22 protein-coding genes are annotated in these 24216 nt (G+C 68.8%); 9 read left to right on the top strand and 13 right to left on the bottom strand.

Annotated elements, in window-relative coordinates; translation table 11 throughout:
- Positions 1-9: 9 nt before the first annotated feature.
- Positions 10-1041 carry a LacI family DNA-binding transcriptional regulator gene (locus tag HD600_RS04590; protein ID WP_184281824.1) on the top strand — a complete coding sequence of 344 codons (1032 nt, stop codon included), beginning with the start codon at positions 10-12 and terminating at the stop codon, positions 1039-1041.
- A gap of 72 nt (positions 1042-1113) precedes the next feature.
- On the top strand, positions 1114-3303 hold the full coding sequence (locus tag HD600_RS04585; protein ID WP_184281822.1) for an alpha-galactosidase: 2190 nt from the start codon (positions 1114-1116) through the stop codon (positions 3301-3303).
- A gap of 34 nt (positions 3304-3337) precedes the next feature.
- On the opposite strand, the gene HD600_RS04580 is transcribed toward HD600_RS04585, so the two are convergent.
- The 3 genes from HD600_RS04580 to HD600_RS04570 form a co-directional block, all read right to left on the bottom strand.
- Positions 3338-4249, bottom strand: a complete 912-nt coding sequence (locus HD600_RS04580) for a carbohydrate ABC transporter permease (protein ID WP_144793221.1) — start codon at positions 4247-4249, stop codon at positions 3338-3340.
- Positions 4249-5211, bottom strand: coding sequence for a carbohydrate ABC transporter permease (locus tag HD600_RS04575; RefSeq protein WP_144793218.1), 963 nt, complete (start codon positions 5209-5211; stop codon positions 4249-4251). Before HD600_RS04575 ends, HD600_RS04580 begins: the two co-directional genes overlap by 1 nt.
- A 64-nt stretch (positions 5212-5275) precedes the next feature.
- Positions 5276-6553 carry an ABC transporter substrate-binding protein gene (locus HD600_RS04570; RefSeq protein WP_184281820.1) on the bottom strand — a complete coding sequence of 426 codons (1278 nt, stop codon included), beginning with the start codon at positions 6551-6553 and terminating at the stop codon, positions 5276-5278.
- Between the two features lie 258 nt (positions 6554-6811).
- Between HD600_RS04570 and HD600_RS04565 the strand changes: the two genes are divergently transcribed.
- The 4 genes from HD600_RS04565 to HD600_RS04550 all read left to right on the top strand — a co-directional run bounded on the left by HD600_RS04565 (position 6812) and on the right by HD600_RS04550 (position 13132).
- A complete protein-coding gene (locus HD600_RS04565) occupies positions 6812-7813 on the top strand; it encodes a LacI family DNA-binding transcriptional regulator (RefSeq protein ID WP_144793212.1) in 1002 nt (333 codons plus the stop codon).
- A 58-nt stretch (positions 7814-7871) separates the two neighbouring features.
- On the top strand, positions 7872-10211 hold the full coding sequence (locus HD600_RS04560; RefSeq protein ID WP_184281818.1) for a glycosyl hydrolase family 95 catalytic domain-containing protein: 2340 nt from the start codon (positions 7872-7874) through the stop codon (positions 10209-10211).
- Between the two features lie 46 nt (positions 10212-10257).
- Complete coding sequence (gene rlmN, locus HD600_RS04555; RefSeq protein ID WP_184281815.1) at positions 10258-11502, top strand: dual-specificity RNA methyltransferase RlmN; 1245 nt, start codon at positions 10258-10260, stop codon at positions 11500-11502.
- An 88-nt stretch (positions 11503-11590) separates the two neighbouring features.
- Positions 11591-13132, top strand: coding sequence for a DUF4407 domain-containing protein (locus HD600_RS04550; RefSeq protein ID WP_184281813.1), 1542 nt, complete (start codon positions 11591-11593; stop codon positions 13130-13132).
- A gap of 70 nt (positions 13133-13202) precedes the next feature.
- Here HD600_RS04550 and HD600_RS04545 read toward each other — a convergent pair whose 3' ends face one another.
- From HD600_RS04545 to HD600_RS04530, 4 genes are all read right to left on the bottom strand, one after another.
- Positions 13203-14102, bottom strand: coding sequence for a carbohydrate ABC transporter permease (locus HD600_RS04545; RefSeq protein WP_241731622.1), 900 nt, complete (start codon positions 14100-14102; stop codon positions 13203-13205).
- Positions 14099-15052, bottom strand: a complete 954-nt coding sequence (locus tag HD600_RS04540; protein ID WP_144793197.1) for a carbohydrate ABC transporter permease — start codon at positions 15050-15052, stop codon at positions 14099-14101. The genes HD600_RS04545 and HD600_RS04540 overlap by 4 nt, the downstream gene beginning before the upstream one ends.
- The gene (locus HD600_RS04535) at positions 15052-16362 is read right to left on the bottom strand and encodes an ABC transporter substrate-binding protein (protein WP_184281811.1); all 1311 of its coding nucleotides are present in this window, start codon (positions 16360-16362) and stop codon (positions 15052-15054) included. Before HD600_RS04535 ends, HD600_RS04540 begins: the two co-directional genes overlap by 1 nt.
- 65 nt (positions 16363-16427) lie before the next feature.
- A complete protein-coding gene (locus tag HD600_RS04530) occupies positions 16428-17645 on the bottom strand; it encodes an aminotransferase class V-fold PLP-dependent enzyme (protein ID WP_184281809.1) in 1218 nt (405 codons plus the stop codon).
- Between the two features lie 134 nt (positions 17646-17779).
- Here HD600_RS04530 and HD600_RS04525 point away from each other — a divergent pair, with 134 nt between their 5' ends.
- Complete coding sequence (locus HD600_RS04525) at positions 17780-18466, top strand: FadR/GntR family transcriptional regulator (RefSeq protein WP_144793188.1); 687 nt, start codon at positions 17780-17782, stop codon at positions 18464-18466.
- Positions 18467-18518: 52 nt separating this feature from the next.
- A complete protein-coding gene (locus HD600_RS04520; RefSeq protein ID WP_184281807.1) occupies positions 18519-19532 on the top strand; it encodes an aldo/keto reductase family protein in 1014 nt (337 codons plus the stop codon).
- Between the two features lie 4 nt (positions 19533-19536).
- Here HD600_RS04520 and HD600_RS04515 read toward each other — a convergent pair whose 3' ends face one another.
- The 5 genes from HD600_RS04515 to HD600_RS04495 all read right to left on the bottom strand — a co-directional run bounded on the left by HD600_RS04515 (position 19537) and on the right by HD600_RS04495 (position 22712).
- Entirely contained in the window at positions 19537-20043 is a 507-nt protein-coding gene (locus tag HD600_RS04515) for a glycine cleavage system transcriptional repressor (RefSeq protein ID WP_184281805.1), read from the bottom strand.
- Between the two features lie 201 nt (positions 20044-20244).
- A complete protein-coding gene (locus tag HD600_RS04510) occupies positions 20245-20499 on the bottom strand; it encodes a hypothetical protein (RefSeq protein ID WP_184281803.1) in 255 nt (84 codons plus the stop codon).
- A 29-nt stretch (positions 20500-20528) separates the two neighbouring features.
- Positions 20529-21353 carry a GntR family transcriptional regulator gene (locus HD600_RS04505; protein ID WP_184281801.1) on the bottom strand — a complete coding sequence of 275 codons (825 nt, stop codon included), beginning with the start codon at positions 21351-21353 and terminating at the stop codon, positions 20529-20531.
- Complete coding sequence (rbsD, locus tag HD600_RS04500; RefSeq protein ID WP_144793172.1) at positions 21354-21752, bottom strand: D-ribose pyranase; 399 nt, start codon at positions 21750-21752, stop codon at positions 21354-21356.
- A 12-nt stretch (positions 21753-21764) separates the two neighbouring features.
- Positions 21765-22712, bottom strand: coding sequence for a ribokinase (locus HD600_RS04495; protein WP_184281799.1), 948 nt, complete (start codon positions 22710-22712; stop codon positions 21765-21767).
- Positions 22713-22820: 108 nt separating this feature from the next.
- On the opposite strand from HD600_RS04495, the gene HD600_RS04490 reads away from it, so the two are divergent.
- Positions 22821-23489 carry a transaldolase family protein gene (locus HD600_RS04490; RefSeq protein WP_184281797.1) on the top strand — a complete coding sequence of 223 codons (669 nt, stop codon included), beginning with the start codon at positions 22821-22823 and terminating at the stop codon, positions 23487-23489.
- A gap of 43 nt (positions 23490-23532) precedes the next feature.
- On the opposite strand, the gene HD600_RS04485 is transcribed toward HD600_RS04490, so the two are convergent.
- Positions 23533-24210 carry a FadR/GntR family transcriptional regulator gene (locus HD600_RS04485; protein WP_144793162.1) on the bottom strand — a complete coding sequence of 226 codons (678 nt, stop codon included), beginning with the start codon at positions 24208-24210 and terminating at the stop codon, positions 23533-23535.
- Between the last annotated feature and the right edge of the window lie 6 nt (positions 24211-24216).

The following is a 24216-nucleotide window of genomic DNA, read 5'->3' as shown; positions in this document are numbered from 1 at the left end:
AATAGAGGCATGCCGACAGCCGCGAGGATCACGCTCGCGCGCGTCGCCGATGAGGCCGGAGTCAGCGTCTCGACGGCCTCGCGCGCCCTGCGCGGTCGCGGCGACATGTCCGCCGTCACGCGGGAGCGGGTGCGGGAGGCGGCGCGTGCGCTCGGGTACTCGTGGGCGGGGGAGTCGCGGGGGCGGCCGCGCGGGGGGACGTCGCGGATGTTCGACCTCGTGCTCGGCCATTTCCACGATCCGTACACGGACGAGGTGACTGCGGGTGCGCGCACGGCCGCCGCCGACCTGCGGTATGACCTCGTCCTCACCACGGAGCGCGGTTCGCCCGACGACGACTGGCCGGACCGCATCCGTTCCCGCGGGACCGCGGGTGTGGTCGCCGGGCTTCTCGTGCCATCGGCGGAGCAGCTCACGCTCCTCACCGACGCCGGGATCCCCGTGGTGCTGCTCGAGCCGCCGGTGGCATCGCCGATCCCTCTCCCCAGTGTGCGCACCACCGATCGCGCAGGCGGAGCGGCAGCGGCCGAGCACCTCATCGACCGCGGAGTCCGACGGTTCATCGTGATCGGCGGGTCTCCCCCTTATCGGTACGGCAGGGCCCGTGTCGCAGGATTCCTCTCCGCGCTCGAGGACCGGGTGCCGGGGGCGCCCCGGGTGGCCACGGATGCGGACTGGGGCGCGATGAGCGCGTGGCGAGCATGCGCGAAGGCGCTGGCGGAGCTGCCGGGGCGAGGCCCCATCGGTCTGTTCGCGTGCTCCGACGAGATGGCGGCCGGCGCGTACCGTGCCATCGCGGAGGCGGGTCTGACGATCCCGCGCGACGTGCTCGTGATCGGCTTCGACGACGTGCGAGGGGCGCGGTGGCTGCACCCGTCGCTGACGACGATCCGGCAGCCGATCCGAGCGATGGCCGCCGCCGCAGTCCGGACGCTCGCATCGGCTGCCGCCGGGGTGGACATGTCGGACGAGGTGATCCGTCTGCCGACCGAGTTGGTGGCCCGCGGTTCGACACGAGCACGCTTCGAGCCCGCCGGGTAACGATATCTCGGGGACTGGGCGAGATCGATCTCTGGACTATCTTTCGCGCGGCGCCTTCTCCAGAATGGGCGTATGAACGAAGCCAGGATCGTCCATCTCGTCTCGGAAGACGTCTCCGTCATCATCGTGCAGGACGATGATTCACTTCCCGTCATCCTGCACTGGGGTGTGCGGCTCCCTGTGGAGGACGAGACGCTTCGTGCGTTCGCTGCCGCCGAGGAAAGACCAGGTCTGGAGGACGTTTCCGATCTCCCTTACCGTGCTTCCGTGCTGCCCGAGCACTCGGCGGGCTGGTTCGGCCGACCAGGCGTCGAGGTCCAGCGCGACGGCGCGGCGTGGTCGCCACGCTTCTCCATCCGTGCGGTCGCGCTCGACGGGGCGGAGATGGCGGCCGGTGAGCTTCGCACACATACGGGGGCCGTCACGTTCTTCGCACACGATGCGTTCACCGAGATCGAGCTGGAACTGGAGATCGATCTCCAGTCGTCGGGTCTTCTGAGGACGCGCACCAGGATCCGTAACGCGTCGTCGTCTCCTGCGCCGCTGGAGGTCGGCTCGGTTCTCGTGTCGCTGCCGATTCCCGTCCGTGCGAACGAGGCGCTGGACTTCACGGGGCGCTGGGCGCATGAGCGGATCCCCCAGCGGCATCCGATCGTCCACGGTCTCCACGTGCGCGAATCGCGACGGGGGCGCACAGGTCTCGACGCCACCATGCTGGTCGCCGCCGGTACCCCGGGATTCGGGTCCGACGACGGGGAGGTGTGGGTTGGCCACGTCGGGTTCAGTGGCAACCACGAACACGCGCTCGAGCGCACCGATTCGGCGCTGGCCTTTCGCGGCGGGGAACTGCTCCTCCCCGGAGAGGTGCGGCTGCGCAGCGGTGAGGAGTACGTCACCCCATGGGTGTTCGGCAGCTATGGGGTCGGGCTCGACGCGGCATCCCATCGCTTCCACGACTTCCTCCGTGCGCGGTCGCGATCGTCGCGCCGCCCGCGACCTGTCACCCTGAACGTGTGGGAGGCGGTCTACTTCGACCACGACGAGGCGACGATCTCCGCGCTGGCCACGGAAGCATCGCAGTTGGGGGTGGAGCGCTTCGTCCTCGATGACGGATGGTTCCGCGGCCGACGCGACGACCGTGCCGGTCTCGGCGACTGGACTCCCGACCCCGCCGCCTGGCCGGGCGGCCTGCGGCCGCTGGCCGAACACGTCAGGGGTCTCGGTATGGAGTTCGGCCTCTGGGTCGAGCCGGAGATGATCAACGAGGACTCCGATCTCGCCCGTGCGCATCCGGACTGGATCCTGCGTGCACGGCCGGAGCTGCCCGCCCTCTTCCGATTCCAGCAGGTGCTGGATCTGACGAACCCCGAGGCCTACGCGCACATCCTCGCGACCCTCGACGATCTCATCCGGGATGTCGGGATCTCCTACCTGAAGTGGGATCACAACCGCGATCTCATCGACGCGGGCCATCCCGGCACGGGGCGCCCCGCCGTCCACGAGCAGACCACGGCCGTGTACCGCATGCTCGACGAGCTGCGTCGGCGTCACCCCGACCTCGAGATCGAGAGCTGCGCCTCCGGCGGCGGGCGCGTCGACCTCGGCATCCTCGAGCGCACCGATCGGATCCACCCGTCGGACAGTCACGACCCGATCGACCGGTTCCACATCCTCCGATGGACAGGGCTCCTCGTCCCGCCGGAGATGCTCGGCTCCCACGTGGCGTCCGCGGTCTCCAGCGTCACCGGACGCACGCATTCGCTGCCGTACCGCTGCGCTGTCGCATTCCTCGGGCACTTCGGCATCGAGTGGGACATCCGCAGCCTCGCCGCCGACGAACGGGAGCAGCTCGCGTGGTGGGTCTCCGTCCATCGCCGCTTCCGCCGGCTCATCCAGGACGGGCGCCCGGTGGGTGGAGGAGAGCTCGACCCCTCGGGCCCCGCCATGCGGGGAATCGTGGCGGCAGACGGCGCAGCCGCCCTGTACACGATCGTGACCCCGCCGGTGGCAGCCGACACCCGCGCCCGCGTTCGATTCTCCGGCCTCGACGACAAGCGCGACTATCGCGTCACCGTGAGTGCTCCGGAGTCCCTCGGCCCGCCGTGGCAGGTCCCGGACTGGATCCGCGACGCCCCGGGAATCGACGCGGATGACGACGCGGGGGTGGCCTTCTCGGGCGCCGTGCTGCGGCTCGTCGGGCTGGAGTTCCCGACGTTCCATCCGGAGCGCGCAGCGATCGTCCGCCTCACCGCTGCGGGGTGAGGCGGACGATCGGGGTGTGAGTCGTCGGGGCTGCTCAGCCCTTGAACGCGCCGTCCATGATCCCGGCGACCATCCTCCGGCCGACGAAGAAGAACACGATCAGCAGCGGAAGTGTCGCCAGGAACGAGCCGCCCATGGTCAGCGCGAGGTCGATGCTCCGGTTCGCCTGCAGCTGCTTCAGTGCGATCTGCACGGTGAACAGTTCGGGCGACTTCAGGACGATGAACGGCCACATGAAGTCGTTCCACACGCTGGTGAACGTGATGAGACCGAGCACGAACGCCGCGGGACGCACGACGGGGAACCCGATCCGCCAGAACACCTGCCAACTGTTGCATCCGTCGATGCGCGCCGCATGCATGAGCTCATCGCTCAGCGTCGTCGACATGTGCTGACGCATCCAGAAGATCCCGAACGCGCTCGCGAGCCCTGGCACGATGATCGCCTGCAGCGTGTCGACCCAGTCGAGCCACGAGATGATCAGGTACTGCGGGATGACGCTCAGCTGTGCGGGGACCGTCATGGTGAGCAGCACGATGAGGAACAGCGTGTTGCGACCGGGGAACTCGAGCTTCGCGAACGCGTATCCCGCCAGAGCGCACAGGATCGCCGCGATGACGGCGATCGTCAACGAGACGATCACGCTGTTGAGCAGCGATTGGAAGAACGGAACGGTGTCGAACACCTTCGCCGCGAGCTCGAAGAAGTTGAAGCCGGGGTAGAGACGCGGCGGGCGGGAGGTCGCCGCCGACGCCCCGACGGAGGCGATGACGAACATGTAGTAGAGCGGGAAGACGCTCGCCACCACCGCGACGATGAGCATCGCGTACACCGGCCAGCGGACGCGGCCCACTCTGCCGGCACTTCGGCGCCGGGGGCGCGGCGGCCGCTCCGATGGCGAGGTCAGGGGTGCTTGCGGGACTGCCTGATCGACGACGTCTGACATCAGCGCGCCTTCCGTGTGCGGGTGGTGAGGAAGAAGTTGATCAGCGAGACGACCACGACGATGACGAACAGCGCCACGCCGATCGCCGAGCCGTATCCGAACTCGAATTGGCCGAAGCCCTGTTCGTAGAGGAAGAGCGCCAGGGTCTGGCATTGCCGTCCGCCACCGCAGGTGAGACCGGACTCCGGTGCCACCAGGAGCGGCTCGGTGAAGATCTGCAGACCGCCGATGGTCGACATGATCACGGTGAAGATGATGATCGGACGCAGCGACGGGATGGTGAGGTGGATGAACTGCTGCCAGCTGGAGGCGCCGTCGACCGATGCCGCTTCGTACATCTCCCGAGGCATCGCCTGGAGCCCGGCGAGGTACAGCAGGGTGTTGTAGCCGAACCAGCGCCACATCACCATCGACGAGATGACGATCCACGACCCGACCTGCGACGACAGGAAGTTGACGGTGGGGGCGCCGAACAGGTCGAGCACCCAGTTGATGAGTCCGAAGTTCTTGTCGAAGATCTGCGCGAACACCAGCGCCGTGGCGGCGACCGAGGTGATGTACGGGATCAGCAGCGCCATGCGGAAGAAGTTCGCCATCTTCAGCGCGGCGTGGTTCAGCAGGTGCGCGAGGCCCAGCGCGAGCAGGAGCTGGGGGATCGTGGAGATGAGGAAGATGCCGAACGTGTTCACGAAGGCGTTCCAGAACCTCTGGTCCTGGAAGAGGCGCTCGAAGTTGGCCAGCCCGACGAAGGTCTGCTCGCCGATCGGGTTCCAGTCGAACAGGGCGACGTAGAACGTGAACAGGAGGGGGAACAGTCCGAAGATCGCGAAGATCACGAAGAACGGCGCGATGTAGAGGTACGGTGCGGCGCGCTCGGGGAGGGACTGGCGTATCCGGCGGATCGGGGGTCGATCGCGGCGGGACACTTTCTGGACGGGGATGGCGGTCGCGGTGGCGGTCATCTTCCTCTACCTCGGTCAGGGGCGGTGGCCCGGCTCTCGCCGGGCCACCGCGAATGGGATCGGCTCAGCCGTTGATGGCGACCTTGGCGCTGTCCAGCGCCTTCGACCACGCGTCGGAGGAGGAGACGTTCCCCGCCTCCATGTCGACGAGCACGTTGAGCATTGCCGCGCCGATCGCTCCGGTGTCCGGGCCGTTGAGGAAGGAGTTGAACTCCAGCACCGAGTCACTGATGATCGCGCCGACGGGCGAGTCCCCGTAGAACGGGTTGGTGTACTCGCGGACCTCGTCGCTCTCGAGCGCAGCCTTGGCTGCGGGGAACGTTCCGGTCGTGGCGAAGTGCTCGACCTGGCCCTCGGGGGAGAGCATGGTGTCGATGTACTGCCAGGCCGCCTCGGGGTTCTTCGCGCGAGCAGGGATGGCGATGACGCTGCCGCCCCAGTTGCCGCCGACACCAGGGATCGACGCGATGCGCCAGTCGCCTGCGGTGTCCGGTGCGTCGTTCTCGATGCCGGACAGCATCCAGGACGGGGCCGTGGTGACCGCGAAGGCGCCGTTCGCGCGCCCAGGTGCGGAACCGGACGACCAGGCGGCGATTCCTGCGCTGATGCCGGCGTCGTACGCGCGCACCGCGATGTCGAACGCTTCCTCGACCTCGGGGTTCGTGTCGTAGATCAGTTCGCCGTCGGGCGAGTAGTACTTCTGGCTGACCTGGTTCACGGTCGAGAAGAACACGGTCGTCTCGACGTTGTCGACGAAGGGCTCACCGGTGGCCTCGGTGTACTTCTTGCCCATCTCGATGAAGTCGTCCCACGTCGACCACATCTCGGCCACCTCGGCCGGGTCGGTGGGGAGCCCGGCCGCCTCGAACAGATCGGCGCGGTAGGCGAAGCTCAGCCCGCCGACATCGGTGGGGATGCCGATGATGGAGCCGTCCTCGGCCGTGGCCTCGCCGATCGCCCAGTCGAGATATCCGTCGGCGATGTCGTCTCCGCCGAGCGTGCGGAGGTCGACGAAGTTGCCCGGGTTCTCGACGAACTTCGGGAGGTCGTCGGTCTGGATCATGACGAGATCAGGGACGCGGCCACCGGCGAGGGCGGCGGTCAGGGCGGTGGCGGTCTCCGTCGTGCTGCCGACTTCCGAGAGCTTCACCTTCGCGTCAGGGTTCTTCTCGAGGTAACGATCCACGGAGTCCTTCTGCCCGATCCCCGTGAAGGACCAGAACTCGAACTCGGCGTTCGGATCGCCGGAGCCTCCGCCGGAATCGCCGGACGAGCACCCGGATATCGCCAGGACAAGCGTGCCGACCAGCGCCACGGGTAGGGCCATCTTGCGACGGTTCACATCAGCTCCTCTTCTTCGGGGAATGCGATTGCAGAGAGCGGGATGCTCTCGGTGAGAGATCGTTCTCTCGGAATCCACACGATAACCCGACCGCCTGCAACAGGCAACCCCCGGCCTGCAGCGCGTCGTCATACCCGGCGAGAGGTGGGCCGTGCGCGGAGTCTCATGGGCTTTTCGTTCTTGTCGATTGCGAACGATGTGCAATGATCGTGATCGTGAGAGATCGATCCCTCACGACTGACCTCAGGAGAGGGAGTAATGGCTCGACCAACGATCATCGACGTCGCCAAAGCAGCCGGCGTCTCTCGTGCCACAGCCGCCCGCGTGCTGGCGGGAGCCACGAACGTGGATCCCGTGATGACCTCCGCCGTCGAGCGCGAGGCGCGCAACCTCGGCTACGAGACGAACTTCGCCGCGCGGATGCTCCGCGGTGGACGCGCGGGAGCGATCGGTCTCGTCCTCGCCTTCAACGAGATCGGCAGTCTCAACGGCACATTCTTCGCCTCGGCGCTCAAGGGTGCGGCGAAGGGGCTCGCGGCAGGGGACGTCCAGCCCGTCCTGCTCCCGGCCGACGACGAGGATCTCGGGCGGATCCCGAAGTTCCTCCGTTCCGGCGCCGTCGACGGCGTGATCGTCATCCTGCAGCACGAGATCACGCACCTGGTGGACTCGCTCGCCGACTCTCCTGTTCCCGTCGCGTGGATCGGCCGCCCGCACGGGGATGTGGGGCCGGACCCGATCGTCATCGACGCGGACAACCACACCGGCGGGATCCTCGCCGCGCGGGCACTCGTCGAGGCCGGGCGGCGCCGGATCGGGATCATCACCGGTCCGCCGGACATGGAGCAGGCCAACGAGCGCACTCGCGGGTGGACGGAGGAGCTCACGCGCTCCGGGATCGCACCGGGCCCCATGGTCCACGGGGACTTCACCGTTGACAGCGGGATGGCGGCCATGGCGCGCCTGCTGCAGCGCGATCCCGATCTCGACGGCGTCTTCGCATCCAGTGACCTCATGGCGTCGGGAGCATTGCGCGTTCTGCAGGCCGCGGGCAGGCGGGTGCCGCTCGACGTCTCGCTCGTGGGCTTCGACGACGTGCTGCCGGCGACGACATCCGACCCGCCGCTGACGACCGTGCGCCAACCGCTCGAGGACATGGGCAGGACGGCGGCGGAGATCCTCATCGCGACGATTGCCGGGCGTGAGGTGGAGCGGGTGCAGATCCTCCCGACGACACTGGTGCGACGCGAGTCGCTCTGACGGAGAGGATGCGGCGCATGCGCAGAGAGGCCATCGGCACCGACGCCGGGCACGCCGCATGTCGATGAGTGATCTCCGCTTCCTCACGCGGACGTCTGCTCCGACATGGGAGGACGGACTGATCGTCGGCAGCGGTCGCGTCGGGGCCATCGCCCACGGCGCGCCTGACCGCCTCGTCGTGTCGTTCGCGCATGAGCGGTTCTTCCTCCCCGCCAATGCTCGCCCGGCCGCCCCGGACCTCACAGCCGTGCTCCCCGACATGCGCGAACGCCTGTTCGCCGGTGATGGTGACGGCGCGACGGACATCCTGAGCGCCGCTGCTGCGGAGGAGGGCTACCAAGGCCTGATCTGGACCGACCCGCTCGGCATGAGCGGCCGACTGACCGTGGAGTCACCGGGAGGCGTCGCAGAGGCATCGCGGACGATCGATCTGCGCCGCGGCCTCGTCGAGGTGTCATGGACCGACCTGTCCGGTGGGTGCCACGGCATCCGCCTCGTCGCACCGCGCGGAGGCGACACGATCTGGCTCGCGCTCGAGTCGGCGCGCGGCGCGGACGTCGCCCTGCGACTGGATCTCGAGGATGCCGACGACGGACCTGCGGCGTCCTTCGCTCCCGACTACGCGGGCTCCGTCGCTGCCGCGGTCACGCCGGGAGACCCCGGAGTGCTCGACGTGCACGATGCGGGCGGGGAGGCGCTGGCTCAGGTGCGCGCATCGGGAACCGAGTGGCGTGCGGCCGGTGCCGGCGCGCTCGACGCCGCCGTCGACGTCCCGTCGGGCGGGCGAGTGGTGCTGCGCTTCGACCTGTCGGTGGCAGGACGGTCACCGGTCGTCGCCCCTGCCGCGGACTGGCAGGACATCCTGGATGTCCGCACGCGCTCGCACCAGGATCTCGTCGACGCGTCGCTCCTCGACCTCGACGGCGCCGGAGCGGAGACCATCGAGGAGGTGTGGGCGGCGGCGCGCGAGGGCCACGCGGCATCCCGCCGGCGGGCCGTGGAGATCGCCTACGCGTCGGGACGGGCGAACATCATCGCTTCGACGGGGGAGCTCCCGCCGACTCTCCAGGGCGTCTGGCAGGGGACGTGGAAGCCCGCGTGGTCGGCGGACTACACCCTCAACGGGAACGTGCAGAACGGTGCGATGGCAGGGATGATCCCGACCGGCACCCCCGGACTGGCCTCGTCGTTGCTCGAGCTGATGCTGCCGTTCCTCGACGACTACCGCGAGAACGCCGCGCGCGTCTTCGGCGCAGGCGGCATGCTCCTCCCGTCGCGCATGTCGACGCACGGCAAGGCCGACCACTTCAACGCGCAGTTCCCTCATCTGTTCTGGACGGGATGCGGCGCGTGGGTGCTGCGGATCGCGGCGGATCTCGTCTCGACGACGGGTGATCGTTCGGTCGTGGACGATCGGTTGTGGGAACTCGCCGGCGGTGTCCTCCGCTTCGCGGAGACCGCGACCGTGGTCCGGGGTGCGCGCCGCCACATCGTCCCCTCGTACTCCCCGGAGAACACCCCGGGAGGTGCCGCGCATCCGCTGGCCGTGGACAGCACGATCGACATCGCCCTCTTCCGGGATGCCGCGCGCGCAACCCGCGTGCTCAGTCGTGCGCGCGGCGACCTCTCCCTCGATGCGCGGTGGGCCTCGCTCGCCGAGGCCATGCCGGACTATCGGATCGCGGCGGACGGCACCCTGGCCGAATGGATCGGCGACGCGGAGGAGAACCACGCCCACCGCCACGCCTCGCAGCTGTACCCGCTCTGGTACGAGACCGACCCCGCATTCGAGGGGACGGATGAGCGTGCGCAGGCACTCCGCGCCGCCGCTCTCCGGTCCGTCCGCACCAAGGTCGAGTGGCGTGCCGTCGACCCGACGCCGCCGCCCGGTCGGATGGAGATGGCCTTCGGTCTCGTGCAGCTCGGAATGGCCGCCGCCGCTCTCGGCGACGCCGAGTCGGCACTGACCTGCGTCGAATGGTTGGCGATCGACCACTGGACCCCGGCGCTGACGAGCAGGCACGACGCGGGGCGCATCTTCAATCTCGATGCGAGTGGCGGCCTGCCCGGCCTCGTCGCATCGATGCTCCTCGCCTCGACGGAGGAGTCGCTGACGCTGTTCCCCGCCCTCCCCGAGTCATGGCGACGCGGAGGCATCACCGGCCTGAGGGCCAGGGGTGGCATCGTGATCGACCGGCTCGAGTGGGATGAGGAGGGGTGGACCGTGCGCCTTCGGCGCCTTGCCGAGGCGGACTGGCTGCGACCGGACGGGCGTGTGGCGATCCGGGCCGGGCGTGCGGAGAGCTCCGGGCATGCTCCGGTGCCCGCGACCGAGATCGTCGTCCCGGCGGGGGAGGCCGTCACCCTTCGCAGGCGATGGCAGGACGATCGCGGCTGACCCCGCTCCAGCCGCTTCCCACCCGCCACCGCGTACCCTGGGAGACATGACCGAGAACTCCCGCATCCGCTCGACGGGTCCCGCCGCACCCCAGGTGCGCCCGAGGACGGAGGGGTGGACCCAGAAGAAGGACGCCGAGGGGCGTCCGCTCCTGCAGTTCGCGAGCCCGAAGCGCGGCAAGCCGCCCGTGCACCTCGCCGACCTCACCCCCGCAGAGCGCATCGAGAAGGTCAAGGAACTCGGACTCCCCGGATTCCGCGCCAAGCAGCTGGCGACCCACTACTTCACCCACTACACCTCCGACCCCTCGCAGATGACCGACCTGCCGGCCGCACAGCGTGAGGAGCTCGTCACCGGGATGCTCCCCCCGCTGCTCACCGAGGTGCGGCGCCTGGAGACCGACCGCGGGGACACGATCAAGTTCCTCTGGCGTCTGCACGACGGCGCCCTCGTCGAGTCCGTGCTCATGCGCTACCCCGGCCGCATAACGCTGTGCGTGTCGAGCCAGGCCGGCTGCGGCATGAACTGCCCGTTCTGCGCCACCGGTCAGGCCGGCCTCACGCGCAACATGTCGACGGCGGAGATCATCGAGCAGATCGTCCGCGCGAACCGCCTCATCGCCGAGGGCGGGCTCGGCGGGAAGAAGGCGGACGACCACAGCATGGAGCGGGTGTCGAACATCGTCTTCATGGGCATGGGTGAACCGCTCGCGAACTACAAGCGGGTCATGGATGCCGTGCGGACGATGGTCGCCCCGCAGCCCGATGGCCTGGGTATGAGTGCCCGCGGCATCACCGTCTCGACCGTCGGGCTCGTTCCGGCGATCCGCAAGCTCGCCGACGAGAACATCCCCGTCACCTTCGCTCTGTCGCTGCACGCGCCGGACGACCACCTGCGCGACGAGCTCATCCCCGTCAACTCCCGCTGGAAGGTCGACGAGGCGCTCGACGCCGCCTACGAGTACTACGAGAAGACCGGCCGCCGCGTCTCGATCGAGTACGCGCTCATCAAGGACATGAACGACCACGCCTGGCGCGCCGACCTCCTCGCGGAGAAGCTCAACGCCCGCGGGCGCGGCTGGGTGCACGTGAACCCGATTCCGCTGAACCCGACTCCCGAGTCGGTGTGGACGGCGTCGACGAAGGAGGTCACGAACGAGTTCGTCCGTCGCCTCAACGACGCCGGCGTGCCGACGACCCTCCGCGACACCCGCGGCAAGGAGATCGACGGCGCGTGCGGTCAGCTGGTCGCGACCTCCGAGGACGAGGCCGCGGCAGCCGCCGTCGTCTGACCTGTCGCGCCGGAGAGCACCACAACCTGAGAGCCTCTCGCAGGCCCCTTCCACCGAGCGCACAGGCGGCATTTCCTAGATTTGTCTGATGCCCTACTCCGCTCACCGACCCGGTCGTCTCGACTCCCAGGGTCAGATCATCCTCGACGCGGATGCCGACACCGACGAGCTCGACTTCCTTCGCGAGTACGAACCCACCGGCTCGACGCCGTCCTCTGAGACCTCGACCGACGACGAGAGAGACGCCGAGACGCGCGTCCTCGACGTCGATCCCGTCACCTCCGCCCCCGGTGACGACGAGCCGTTCATCGGCCAGGCGCCGCGTCGCCCGGATCCGGTGGCAGCGCCCGAACCCGAGCCCGAGCCGCAGCCGCGACCGGCGCGCACTCGGCGCGAGCGCACACCCCGCCCCCGCGGGTCCCGGCTGCGCACCCTCGCGATCCTCGGCGGCGCGGAGGGCGACATCCTCGACCGCGTTCCCGGGGAGACCTCCCGGTTCGTGCAGATGTTCTTCGTGCTCGCGGGCACCGCACTCGTCTCGGCGATCTCGATGCTCTTCGCGCTCACGACCGGCGTGCGGGCCGTCATCTGGCTCGCGGTCCCGCTGGCGATCGTGTGGGCACTGATCATCTTCAACCTCGATCGATTCCTCACGTCGACCATGACATCGACACGCAGCATCGGGAAGCTGATCGGCCTGGCCATCCCCCGCGTCATCATGGCCATGATCATCGGGTTCGTCGTCGCCGAGCCGCTCGTGCTGCAGATCTTCCACAACGACATCTCCCGAGAGGTCGCCGCGACGAACATCGTCCAGGCGCAGTCCGACCAGGAGGCGCTGGAGTCCGGCCCGGAGAAGCAGGCGCTGGATGCCGCCACCGAGCGAGTCGCGACCCTCGAGAACCAGGCCGCGACCGGTGTCGTCGCCGGAACCGACAGCGCATCGGCGAGCGAGGCCGCCGCCCAGGCGACCGTCGACGACCTCACCGCGAAGATGGCCGAGCAGCAGGGCGTCATCGATCAGGCGCGTGCGCTCTACCAGTGCGAGCTCACCGGCGAGGGGGCGGGCACGGTCCCCGGATGCACCGGGGTGAACGGCGAGGGCGCGAGCTCCGACGCCGCCGAGGCGCAGCTGGCCGAGGCGCAGCAGACCTATGACGCCCTCGCCGCCCAGCTGCGCGACGCGAACGACGACCTCGACGCCGCCGGTTCCTCCGCGCGCGAGACCACGGCCGCCTCCGAGGCGCAGAACCGCGAACAGGCCAAGGCGGAGCTCCCGGCAGCCAGGAGCACCTACGACCAGGCGCTCGCCGCGTACAACGCGCGCGCGGACGAGGTGGCCGGCGGCAACGCCGGTGCGGTCGGACTGCTCAGCCAGATGAGCGGGCTCAACCGCCTGGCGGAGAAGGAGCCGATCATCCTGTGGGCGCACTGGCTCATCGCCGCCCTGTTCTTCATGATCGAGCTGCTGCCCGTGCTGGTCAAGGTGCTCACGAGCTTCGGCGAACCGACGCTCTACGAGCGGACGGCGGCCATCCGCAAGCAGGTCGCCCTCGATCGTGTCACCGCAGAGGGGTTCAACGACCGTGCACGGATCGTGACGAGTCCCGCGGCGCCCTCCTCGACCTGACGACCGTGCCCCAGACGACGTCGGCCCGCACCACCGAGGTGGAACGGGCCGACGTGTCGTCCTGAGGTCTCTACTCCTTGACGGCTCCGGCCGTCAGGCCCTGGACGATCCACTTGCTGGCGAGGGCGAACATCACCATCGTGGGCAGGATCGTGATGACCGCTGCGGCCGACATCGAGCCCCAGTCGACGTTGAACGTCGAGATGAACCCGTTCAGCGCCGCAGGCACCGTGCGGTTCTCCGCGGAGTGCATGAGCACGACCGACAGGAACAGCTCGTTCCAGCAGTTCACGAAGTTGAAGATGAACGCGGCGATGATGCCAGGGGTCATGACGGGGACCAGGACCCGGAACAGCGCGCCGAGCCGAGAGCATCCGTCGATCATCGCCGCCTCCTCGAGAGCGACGGGGACGTTCTCGAAGAATCCGCGGAGCATGACCGTCGAGAACGGGATGCACACCGCGATGTACACGAGGATCAGGCCGAACTTGTTGTCCACCAGTCCGAGGTCCGACATCATCGAGTACAGCGGCCCGAGGGCGATGAACGCGGGGATCATCTGCGTGAGCAGGAATGCGATGAGCACGGCGCCCTTGCTCCGGAACTCGAACCGGGAGATCACGAACGCGCTGAGCAGCGCGATGAACGTCCCGGTCACGCCCGCCGCGAGCGAGACGATCGCGGAGTTCGCGAGGAACACCCCGAAATCGTTCATCTCGAACAGGTTCACGTAGTTCTGGGTCGACGGCTGGCTCGGCCAGTACTCGATCGGGTAGACGTTCACCGTCGACGGCGCCTTGAACGACGTCAGCGCGATCCAGTACAGCGGGAACAGCGTGATCAGCAGCCAGAGGGCGAGACCGACCACGCGCACGACCGAGAGGGCCGAGACGCGCTTCTTCCCCGCACGGCGGGGCCGAGGCGGCTGACGGACCTCGGCGGGCACGATCATCTGAGCGGTGGCGGTCATCGCGTGGCCTTCCTCATCGCCAGCAGGTAGAACGCGCAGAACACGAACAGGAACGCCACGACGATCAGACCGATGGCGCTGGCGATGCCGTAGTTCCCCTGCTGGGTGAAGTTGATCATCCAGGTGGTGATGATATGGGTCTGGCTGGCAGGGCCGCCGGCCGTCATCGCCCAGATGATGTCGGGGAAGTTGAAGATCCAGATCACGCGCAGCAGCACGGTCAGCAGGAGGGTCATCCGGATGTAGGGGATGATCACGGAGAAGAGCTGCCGCACCCTGCCGGCGCCGTCGAGGCTCGCGGCCTCGAGCATCTCCTCCGGTACCGACTGGAGAGCGGCGAGGATCATGATCGCGAAGAACGTGACGCCGTACCAGACGTTTGCGACGATCACCGCGAACATCGCGAGCTTCGGATCGGCGAGCCACGGCAGCGGCGCATCGATCAGTCCCGCCTTCATGAGCAGGTCGTTGATGACGCCGAACTCGGCATTGAACATCCAGCGGAACAGCATCCCGATGAGGAAGCCGGAAACGGCCCACGGGAAGAACACGAGCGCCTGGTACACGCCGCGGAAGCGGAAACGCGTCCGCAGGGCCAGGGCGATGAGGAAGCCGATCACGAACTGCGGGACGAGGGAACCGACGACCCACAGCACGGAGTTCCACGCGACGACCGGGAAGACAGGGTCGGAGAAGACGCGGACGAAGTTGTCGAAGCCGACGAAGGGCGTCGAGGTGAGGTCCCACAGATTCCAGTCGTGGAACGCCATGCGCACGCCCTGCAGCATGGGGTAGTACGTGAACCAGCAGACGAACAGGATGGCCGGAGCGAGGAACGCGAGGATCGTCCAGGCCTGTCGGCGGCCGAACACCCGCTTGCCCGGCCGCGCCGGGGCGGCCCCACCGGATTCACCGGTGGAGCGCCCCGAACGCGTCAGAAGTGACATCATCAGTCCTCTTCGGTGGCGTACTTGTCGACCCAGTACGCGTCCCACGACTCGAGGAGCTCGGTGGTCGTCATGTTGCCCAGCAGGACGTTCTGCACGTCCTGGTCGGCCTTCTGCGCCCACTCGGTCCACCAGCTCACGCCACGCGGCTGCTGCACGTTGACGTAGGTGTCGGGGTTCTCGGTCATCGTGACGTAGCTCGTCCACGGGCCGGTCGAGTAGAACTCGTCATCCGCAGCCGCGGCGATGATCGGCACGAGGCTGTTGGACTGCGCGAACTCCGTCGCCGGCTCCGCCGACGAGAGGAACTCGATGAGCTTCACGGCCTCTTCCTTGTGCTCGCTGGCCTCAGCGACACCCCAACCGGCGACGGCGAGGGGCTGGGCGGCTTTGCCGGTCGGTCCGGTCAGCAGCGGCGCGGTGTCCCACTGGTCCTCGGCGAGGTTGGAGTCCTGAACGGTGGCGATGACCTCGGGGTCCTGCAGGAGGAACGCCGTCGAGCCGTTGGTGAAACCGGCGACCATCTCGGGGTAGCCCCACGACACGGCCGAGGGCGGGGAGCCCTTCGCGAACAGCTCGAAGTAGTCGTCCGCCGCCTCCTGCGCCTCAGGGGCGGAGAAGATCGTCGAGCCGTCCTCGAGGAGGAAGGCGTTGTCGATGTCGAGGTCATCGACCGTGTAGGCCTCGATGGCGGCGACGACGTTGGTGTTGCCGTTCGTGCCACCGCGGAAGGCGTAGCCGTAGATGTTGTTGGACGGGTCCTGGATGGCCTCGGCCTGCTCCAGCAGTTCCTTCCAGCTGGTCGGCGGGCCGTCGAAGCCGGCCTCGGCGACGAGGTCGGTCCGGTAGAACAGCGACAGACCGTAGAAGCCGTACGGCAGGTAGAACGTCTGCCCGTCCGTGTCCGCGGCAGAGCGCGCGTTCTCGGTCAGAGCGTCCCAGCCGTCCCAGTCGCTCAGGTCGTCGGTCATGTCGTAGAGCCAGCCGTTGTTGGAGAACGGGCCGACGGTGAGGTCGCGGACCTCGAGGACGTCGACGCCCTTGCCGGACTGGAGCATCTGCTGGATGGTCTGGTCGGCCTGCTCGGTCGGCGGGGAGACGAGCTTGACGGTGACGCCGGGGTTCTCGGCCTCGAAGTCGTCGAGCAGACCGCGGAGCAGCTCGGTGCGCGCCGGGTTGGTCAGGCTCTCCACCATCTGCAGTTCGACGTCGCCGCCCTCGGCGGAGTCTCCGGAGCCGCCGGAGCATGCAGTCAGTGCCAGCAGGGCGACTGTGCCCATGCCGACGGCTGTCGTCAGACGTGTGCGCTTCATGACGTACCTCTTTCTTACTGTTGTGATTCGCGGGATTTCGCGGGTTTCTCGGTATCGGGTTCGAGTCAGGATGCCGCGGCTGCGGCGCGGAGGATCGGCGGGATGCAGCGTTCGATGAAGGCCTCGAAGTCGCTGATCTCGGTGTACAGGTGCACCGAGAGGCGGTAATAGCCGCGCCCCTCGAAGCTCGTGAAGGCCGTCTCGACGCCGACCGTGTCGAAGAGCGTCATGCGGAGGGCATCCGCCTCCTCGCGGGTCTTGCCGAGGCCGTCCGGCAGGCGGATGAGACGCATCGCATCGACCGGCATGGGGAGCGTGGCCAGCGCGTCGTCGGCCACGTACGGCTGGACGGCGTCGGCGATCATGCGTGCGCCGAGGTCGGCGAGTTCGCGCATCGTGTCCCGCGTGCGCGCCCAGGTGTACTCGCGCTCGATGAAGTCGATGGCCGCAGGGGTCGACAGATAGGTCGTCGCGTCGATCGTGCCCTGGGTGTCGAAGCGCTCGGGGAACGGCTCTGGGGCGCCCCAGGAGTCGATGAGCGGCCACAGGTCCTGACGGTCCTCCGCTGCGGTGACCAGGAGTGCGGAACCGCGCGGTGCACAAGGCCACTTGTGCATGTTCCCGAACCACCAGTCGCCACCGGCGACGGCCGCGGCGTCGGCGACGAGACCCGGGGCGTGCGCGCCGTCGACGAGGACGCGGATGCCGTGCTCGTGGGCGAGCGCGGTGATGTCGGCCGTCGGGAGCACACGGGCGGTCGGGGAGGTGATCTGGTCGATGACGATCAGGCGGGTGCGGTCGCCGATCGCTCGCCGGAAGATGTCGACGACCTCGTCACGGTCGGCGAACAGGGGGATGCCGACGGCGCGGACGTGGGCACCGAACCGGCGAGCGAGGCGCGCGGCCCCCATCGTGATCGCGCCGTAGCCGTGATCGGTGACGAGGATCTCGTCCTCGGCCTCCAGACGAAGGCTGTTGTACACGACGGTCGCGGCGGCGGAGGCGTTCGGGACGAAGGCGCTGTCCTCCGGGCGCGCGCCGACGAACGGTGCGACGGCGGTCCTGGCCTCCGCGACGTGCTCGGCGATGCGGGGGAACCATCCGACCGGGCTGCGATCGGCCATCGCGCGCAGCGCGTTCTGGTGTTCGACCACCTCGGTGGGGACGGCGCCGAACGACCCGTGGTTGAGGTGGATGATGTCAGGATCCAGCGGCCAGGCGTCCCGAGCGCGCATGCCCGATGCGAGTCGGACCGGCGCGGAGGTGGGGGGTGACTGCTGCATGACGCCTCGGGGAGATCGCTGGATGAATCGGGGAGTTGTTGCACAACTTTGCCACAGCCCTTCCGCGAATGCGATCTGTGGGCGATTATTTAGCAAAGTCGTAATACAACTCGCGATGAGGAGACAATAGGTCGATGGGCGCGATGGAGACGGCACTGCACGGACTGCGGGCACTGATCGCCGACGGCGATCTCAAACCGGGTGATCGACTGCCCAGCGAGGGCGAGCTGTGCGAACGGCTCTCCGTCTCGCGCGGACCGCTGCGCGAGGCGATCCGCACGCTCTCCGCCCTCGGGGTGATCGACACGAGGCACGGGTCGGGCAGTTACGTCTCCGAGCTTCATGCGGCCGACCTCATCCGGGGCCTCGGTCTCACGGTCGGTCTGTTGCCGCTGGACTCGATCCTCGAGCTCTACGAACTGCGCCGGGCACTGGAGGCCCATGCGGCCACCCTCGCCGCTGCCCGCATCGACGACGACGCCATCGCCCGACTCGACGAGCTCCTCGACCGGCTCGAAGCCGTCACCGATGACGAAGAGCTGTCCGAGCTCGACCACGAGTTCCATGCGGCGATCGCCGAGGTCGCCGGAAACGATGCGCTGGCGACGCTCCTGGAAGTGCTGCGAGCGCGCTCGCGCGCATACAAGATCTTCACCACGGAGGACGCGGCGCAGATCAAGGTCCTCTCTGACGCCGGGCACCGGGCGATCCTCCGCGGCCTGGAATCACGCGACCCCGTCGCGGCGTCCGCGGCGGCGGCCAGTCACGTCGCACAGACCGAGCATTGGCTGAGAATCCACCGCCCGGCGCCGGGGCGCTGACCAGTTTCCGCGCTTCGGCCCTGCCACCGCATGAAGGCCCTAGCGTAGGTGCATGGTCAACTATCGCTATCTCGGAAACAGCGGCCTCAAGGTGTCGGAGATCACCTACGGCAACTGGGTCACCCACGCTTCCCAAGTCGCCGACGACGCTGCCGTCAAGACGGTGCACGCTGCCCTCGACGCCGGCATCACCACGTTCGACACGGCGGACACCTACGCCAACACCGCCGCCGAGGTGATCCTCGGCAAGGCGCTCGCTGGACAGCGCCGCGAGAGCCTCGAGATCTTCACCAAGGTCTACTTCCCCACCGGCCCCAAGGGACCGAACGACACCGGACTGTCGCGCAAGCACATCCTCGAGTCCATCAATGGTTCGCTCGCACGTCTCGGCACCGACTACGTCGACCTGTACCAGGCGCACCGCTTCGACTACGAGACGCCGCTGGAGGAGACCTTCCAGGCATTCGCGGACGTCGTCCGTGCCGGCAAGGCCCTCTACATCGGTGTGAGCGAGTGGACGGCGGAGCAGCTGCGCGAGGGCCACGCCCTGGCCAAGGAGGTCGGCGTGCAGCTCATCTCGAACCAGCCGCAGTACTCGATGCTGCACCGCGTCATCGAGGGCAAGGTCGTTCCGGCATCCGAAGAGCTCGGCATCTCGCAGATCGTCTGGTCGCCGATGGCGCAGGGCGTCCTCAGCGGCAAGTACCTGCCGGGTCAGCCCGTGCCGGAGGGGTCGCGCGCGACCGATCCGCACAGCGGCGCCGACTTCATCAAGCGGCTGCTGCAGGACGACATCCTCACCGCGGTCCAGCGCCTCAAGCCCATCGCCGAGCAGGCCGGGCTCTCCATGCCGCAGCTCGCGATCGCCTGGGTGCTGCAGAACAAGAACGTCGCAGCGGCGCTGGTGGGAGCCTCCCGCCCTGAGCAGCTCGCAGACACGGTCAAGGCCTCCGGTGTGACCCTCGACGCGGACACGCTCGCCGCGATCGACGAGGCACTCGGCGACACGGTCAACCGCGACGCCGAGGACACCTACTCGGTGTCGCCGAAGTCCCGTCTCGTCTGAGTCCTCACTCGAGAGTGATGTCGACCTGGAGCTCGGCCGTGAGCCGCTCCAGGTCGGCACGCAGGGCGCCGAGGTCGACGGCGGCGGGGACAGTAGCCGCGACTGTGGCCTCGAACAGGCGGCCGCCGGCCATCGCAGCATCCCGCGTCTGCGTGATCATGTCCTGAATGCTGAGCTCGTGAGCGCGCAGCACGGCTGACACCTCGCGGACGATGCCCGGGCGGTCGTTGCCGAGGACCTGCAGCGTGATCGGGCGCTCAGGCGCGGATGCGGCATCAGCGCCGGTGTGCACCGACACCGTCAGCAGCCCGTCGAGATCTCGAAGGGCGGCCTGCAGGTCCGCCTCCCGCTCGGACGCGACCGAGACCTGGATGACACCCGCGAACACACCGGCGAGTTCGGCGAGCTGACTGCTCTCCCAGTTGCCCCCGTGCGCATCGACGATGTCAGCGACGGCGGCGACGAGGCCGGGGCGATCGGATCCGGCGACGGTGAGGATCAGAGTGGTCATGCCTGAAGCGTAGTCCGCGCGGGCACAACTCCGGAGGAACGTGTCTGATCGGGCCTGGTGCCGCCGGGATTCCGCGGATCTGCGAAAAATCTCCGGAGTTATGCCCCGGGGTGGACGGCAAGGATGCCGGACGCCGGGCGGGCGGGGCGGGTGAGACGAGCGGATGCCGGGTGGTGCGCTGATCGATGGGGCGGCGGCGGGTCAGCCGAGGCCCGACTGCGCCGCCTGCCAGATGATGACGGCGCCCACGGCGGCCGCGAGCAGTGCCACGACGATGACCGGCACGATCCAGCGAGGTCGGCGCTTGGCGGGGCGGATCACCGGGGCCGGCTTGGTGAGTGGCCCAGGGGCCGGGGCCGGCCGATCGGTGAAATCGGCGATCGGCGGGGTCGAGCCCGTCTCCGGCGTGACCGGATCGTCGTCGGATGCCCGGTCAGAAGCGGCGTTGTCGATCATCGTCGTCCTCTCCGAAGCGCAGTGTCGCCTCAGAGAGAGACTGTACCCGCCCGAGAGGTCGCACCACCGACGTCGACGTGCAGCAACGAGGCCTGCGACTGCTCTTCGCGGAGCTGGAACTCGAACCGGGAACGGTCGCCGCGGTGCAGTGCGATGAAGTACTCGATGGGGGTGCCGGCGGCGTCGCGGCTGATGCTCCGCAGCCGCAGCAGGGCGGAGCCGGCGCTGACGCCGAGGTGCTGGGCCTGATCGTGCGTCGCGACGGTCGCCTCCGCCGAGCGCACGCCGTCCGTCGCCCTGATCCCGTTCTCCGCGAGCAGTCGGTAGAGGGATGCCTCGGACAGGTCGACCCCCAGGGTGACGGCCCCGACGGGCTCGGGCATCCACGTCGTCGACAGCGACCACGGCTCGCCGTCCACGTGCCGCAGACGTTCCAGCGCGACCACAGGAGACCCGACCGGCACCTCGAGCGCGGTCGCGACGTCCGCGTCCGCCTCGACGCGCTCGTGGCGGAGGATGTCGCTGTGCACATGGCCGCCGCGGCGCTCCACGTCGTCGTAGAGACCGATCAAGGTGTGCACGAGCGACTCGCTCGTGCGGGGGCGGGAGACGAATGTGCCCTTGCCCTTGACCCGCTCGACGAGACCCTCGTGCTCGAGTTGTGCGAGAGCCTGTCGCACCACGGTGCGGGAGATGCCGTACTGCTCGCACAGACGATGCTCGCTGGGCAGCGGGTCTCCCGGCTCGAGCCCGTCGCGCTCGATGCCGTCGATGATGAGGTGGCGCAGCTGGTCGTACATGGGCGCTGCGGAGTGCCGGTCGATCGCGTCCTGCGCCGCCGAACGTGCGGACATCTAGTACGCCACCCCCGCGTGCAGGATGACGTTCGCGTAGGGGGTGAATTCCCCGGAGCGCACGAAGGCGCGTGCCGCGTGCGTGCGCTTCTTGAACTCCACGTGCGGGATCAGCTCGATCTCGATCCCGGGCAGCCGGTCGCGGAGCTGCTGCAGGACCTCCGGGCTGTGGTCGGCGACCTCCGCCGACACCGTCGCGCCCTCGACGACCATCTCGGCGAGGACCGTGTCGAGCACGTCGAAGAACGCCGGGGCACCTGGACGGTAGGCGAGGTCGATCCGCTCGGATCCCGGGGGGATCGGCAGCCCGGCGTCGGTCACGACGATGAGGTCCGTGTGTCCGGTCTCGCTGATGACACGGGAGAGTGCGGGGTTGATCGTCGTGGTGGTCTTTCGCATGGGGGCTCCTGATCAGGATGCGCGTGACGCCAGGAAGGCGTCGACGTCGCTGCGGACGGGGAGGCTCGGCGATGCGCCGTGCTTGGTGACGGTGAGGGCGCCGGCGGCGGTCGCCAGGCGCACCGCGTCGGTGAGGGAGGCGCCGTTCGCGAGCGCGACACCGAGGTAGCCGGCGTACGCGTCACCCGCGGCGGTGGTGTCGACGGCATCCACCGGCAGCGGCGGCACGACGATCGCGCCGTCCGCCGTCACGACGCAGGAGCCCTGCGCGGCGAGGGTGATGACCGCCGCGCGTGCGCCACGGTCGAGGAACCACCGGCCGGCCTGTTCGGCGGTCACGGCATCCGTCACCTCGATCCCGCTGAGGATCGACGCCTCGGTCTCGTTGGGCGTGACGATGTCGATGTTCTGCCAGACCTCGTCGGGGAGCGGCGCGGCGGGTGCGGGGTCGAGGATGACGGTCATCCCGTGCTCCTGGCCGCGTGCGGTGATGTGCGCCGTCAGGGCAGACGGGGTCTCGAGCTGGGTGAGCAGCACGGAGGTGGTGGGGGCGAGAACATCCAACGCCGCGTCGATCTGCTCCGTGCTGAGGGCGGCGTTCGCCAGCGGCACCATGACGATGTCGTTCTGCGCCGAGGCGTCGACGCGGATGTGCGCGATGCCCGTCGGGCCGGGGACCGTGCGCAGGTGGGTGAGGTCGACCCCGGCGTCGGTGAGGCCGTCGACGACGAGGTCGCGGAAGAGGTCATCGCCCACGCAGCCGACGAAGCTCGTCTTCGCTCCTGCGCGTCCTGCGGCGACGGCCTGATTGGCGCCCTTGCCGCCGAGGAAGAGGGTGAACTGGTCGCCGAGGATCGTCTCGCCCCTGGCCGGAAGACGCTGCGAGAACGTGGTCACATCCGCCGTGACACTGCCGACGATGACGACGCCAGTGCGTCCTGCGGTGGGGGAGGGGGGCATGACGCTCCTGATCTTCTTTGACTTCGTCGATGGCTGTCATTACATTAGCCGAATCCGCACCTGTAACGACAGGTTGCGATCACCCGCCCCAGCTCGAGGAGCTCTTCCATGCCTGCTGCCGCCATCGCACCGCGCCTGTACGTCGACAGCGCCGACCTCGAACGGGTGTCCCGGCTGCTCGCCGCCGGCGTCGTCCGCGGCGTCACGACCAACCCGACGATCCTCGAGCGCGGCGGTCGCGCCGCCGCCGAGATCCCCGACCTCTACGCTCGGTGGTCGGACGAGGGCGCCGAGGAGATCTTCTTCCAGACCTGGGGTGCCGATCGCGACGAGCTGCTGCGCAACGCCGACGGGATCCGCAACCTCGGAAACCGGGTGGCGGTCAAGGTGCCGGCCACCGCTCATGGCTTCGCCGCGGCATCCGTCCTCGCCGCCGACGGCGTCCCCGTCCTCGTGACCGCCGTGTACTCGGTGGGTCAGGCTCTCGCCGCGGCGGGCATCGGCGCGCGGTACATCGCACCGTATCTCGGGCGGCTCCGGGATGCCGGGGTCGACGGCGACGCCCTCATCCCGAAGATGCAGGCGGTGTGCGCCGGCAGCGAGACGAACGTGCTCGCCGCGAGCCTGCGCTCTGCCGACGACATCGTCTCGCTGCGACTGGCGGGTGTCCCGTACTTCACCGCGGCGCCCGACGTGCTCGACGAGCTGCTCTTCCACGAGGTGAGCGACTCCTCGGCCGCGGAGTTCGACGCCGCGATGGGGCGCATCGGCGCCTAGCCGTCCGGCGGCTCCGGCGCTTCGGCGTCCGGAGTCAGGCGCCTCAGGATGCCGCGGCCTGGCGCAACCACCGCTCCACCCCGGCGATGTGCGCCGTGGCGAGCGAGGTGGCAAGGCCGGGATCCCGCTGCGCGATCGCGTCCGCGATGGCGCGGTGCTCCGAGAGGGTGCGTTCGACAGCGCCTGCTTCGGTGAGGCCGCGCCAGACGCGCGCGCGGACGGTCTGACCGCTGAGACTCTCGATCAGGCTCGCGAGATAGCTGTTGCCCGCCATGCGGACGATCTCGCGGTGGAAGCGGATGTCGTGGTCGACGAGCTCATCGATGGAGACGTCGGCGCGGACGGCCTCGATCTCGTCCCGCAGCCCCGAGACGGCCTCGTCGGTGCCGAGCGTGGCCGCGAGCCCGGTGGCCTGGGACTCCAGCATCCGCCGCACCGCGAAGATCTCGAGGAGGGAATCGTCGTCGTGCATGTCCGCGACGAAGGAGACCGCTTCGAGCAACAGGTGCGGTTCGAGGCTGGTGACGTAGGTGCCGTCACCGCGGCGCACGTCGAGCACACGGATCACCTCGAGGGCCTTGACCGCTTCACGCATCGAGTTGCGCGAGAGGCCGAGCCGCTCGGCGAGCTCCTTCTCCGGCGGAAGGCGGTCTCCCGGCGAGAGCTCGCCGGACACGATCATCGCCTTGATCTTCTCGATCGCTTCATCGGTGACAGCCATGTCCGC

The sequence above is a fragment of the Microbacterium ginsengiterrae genome (genome assembly GCF_014205075.1).
Taxonomy (GTDB): Bacteria; Actinomycetota; Actinomycetes; order Actinomycetales; family Microbacteriaceae; genus Microbacterium; species Microbacterium ginsengiterrae.
Note: the sequence above shows the minus strand (reverse complement) of the source record. Positions and strands in the feature narration are given on the sequence as shown.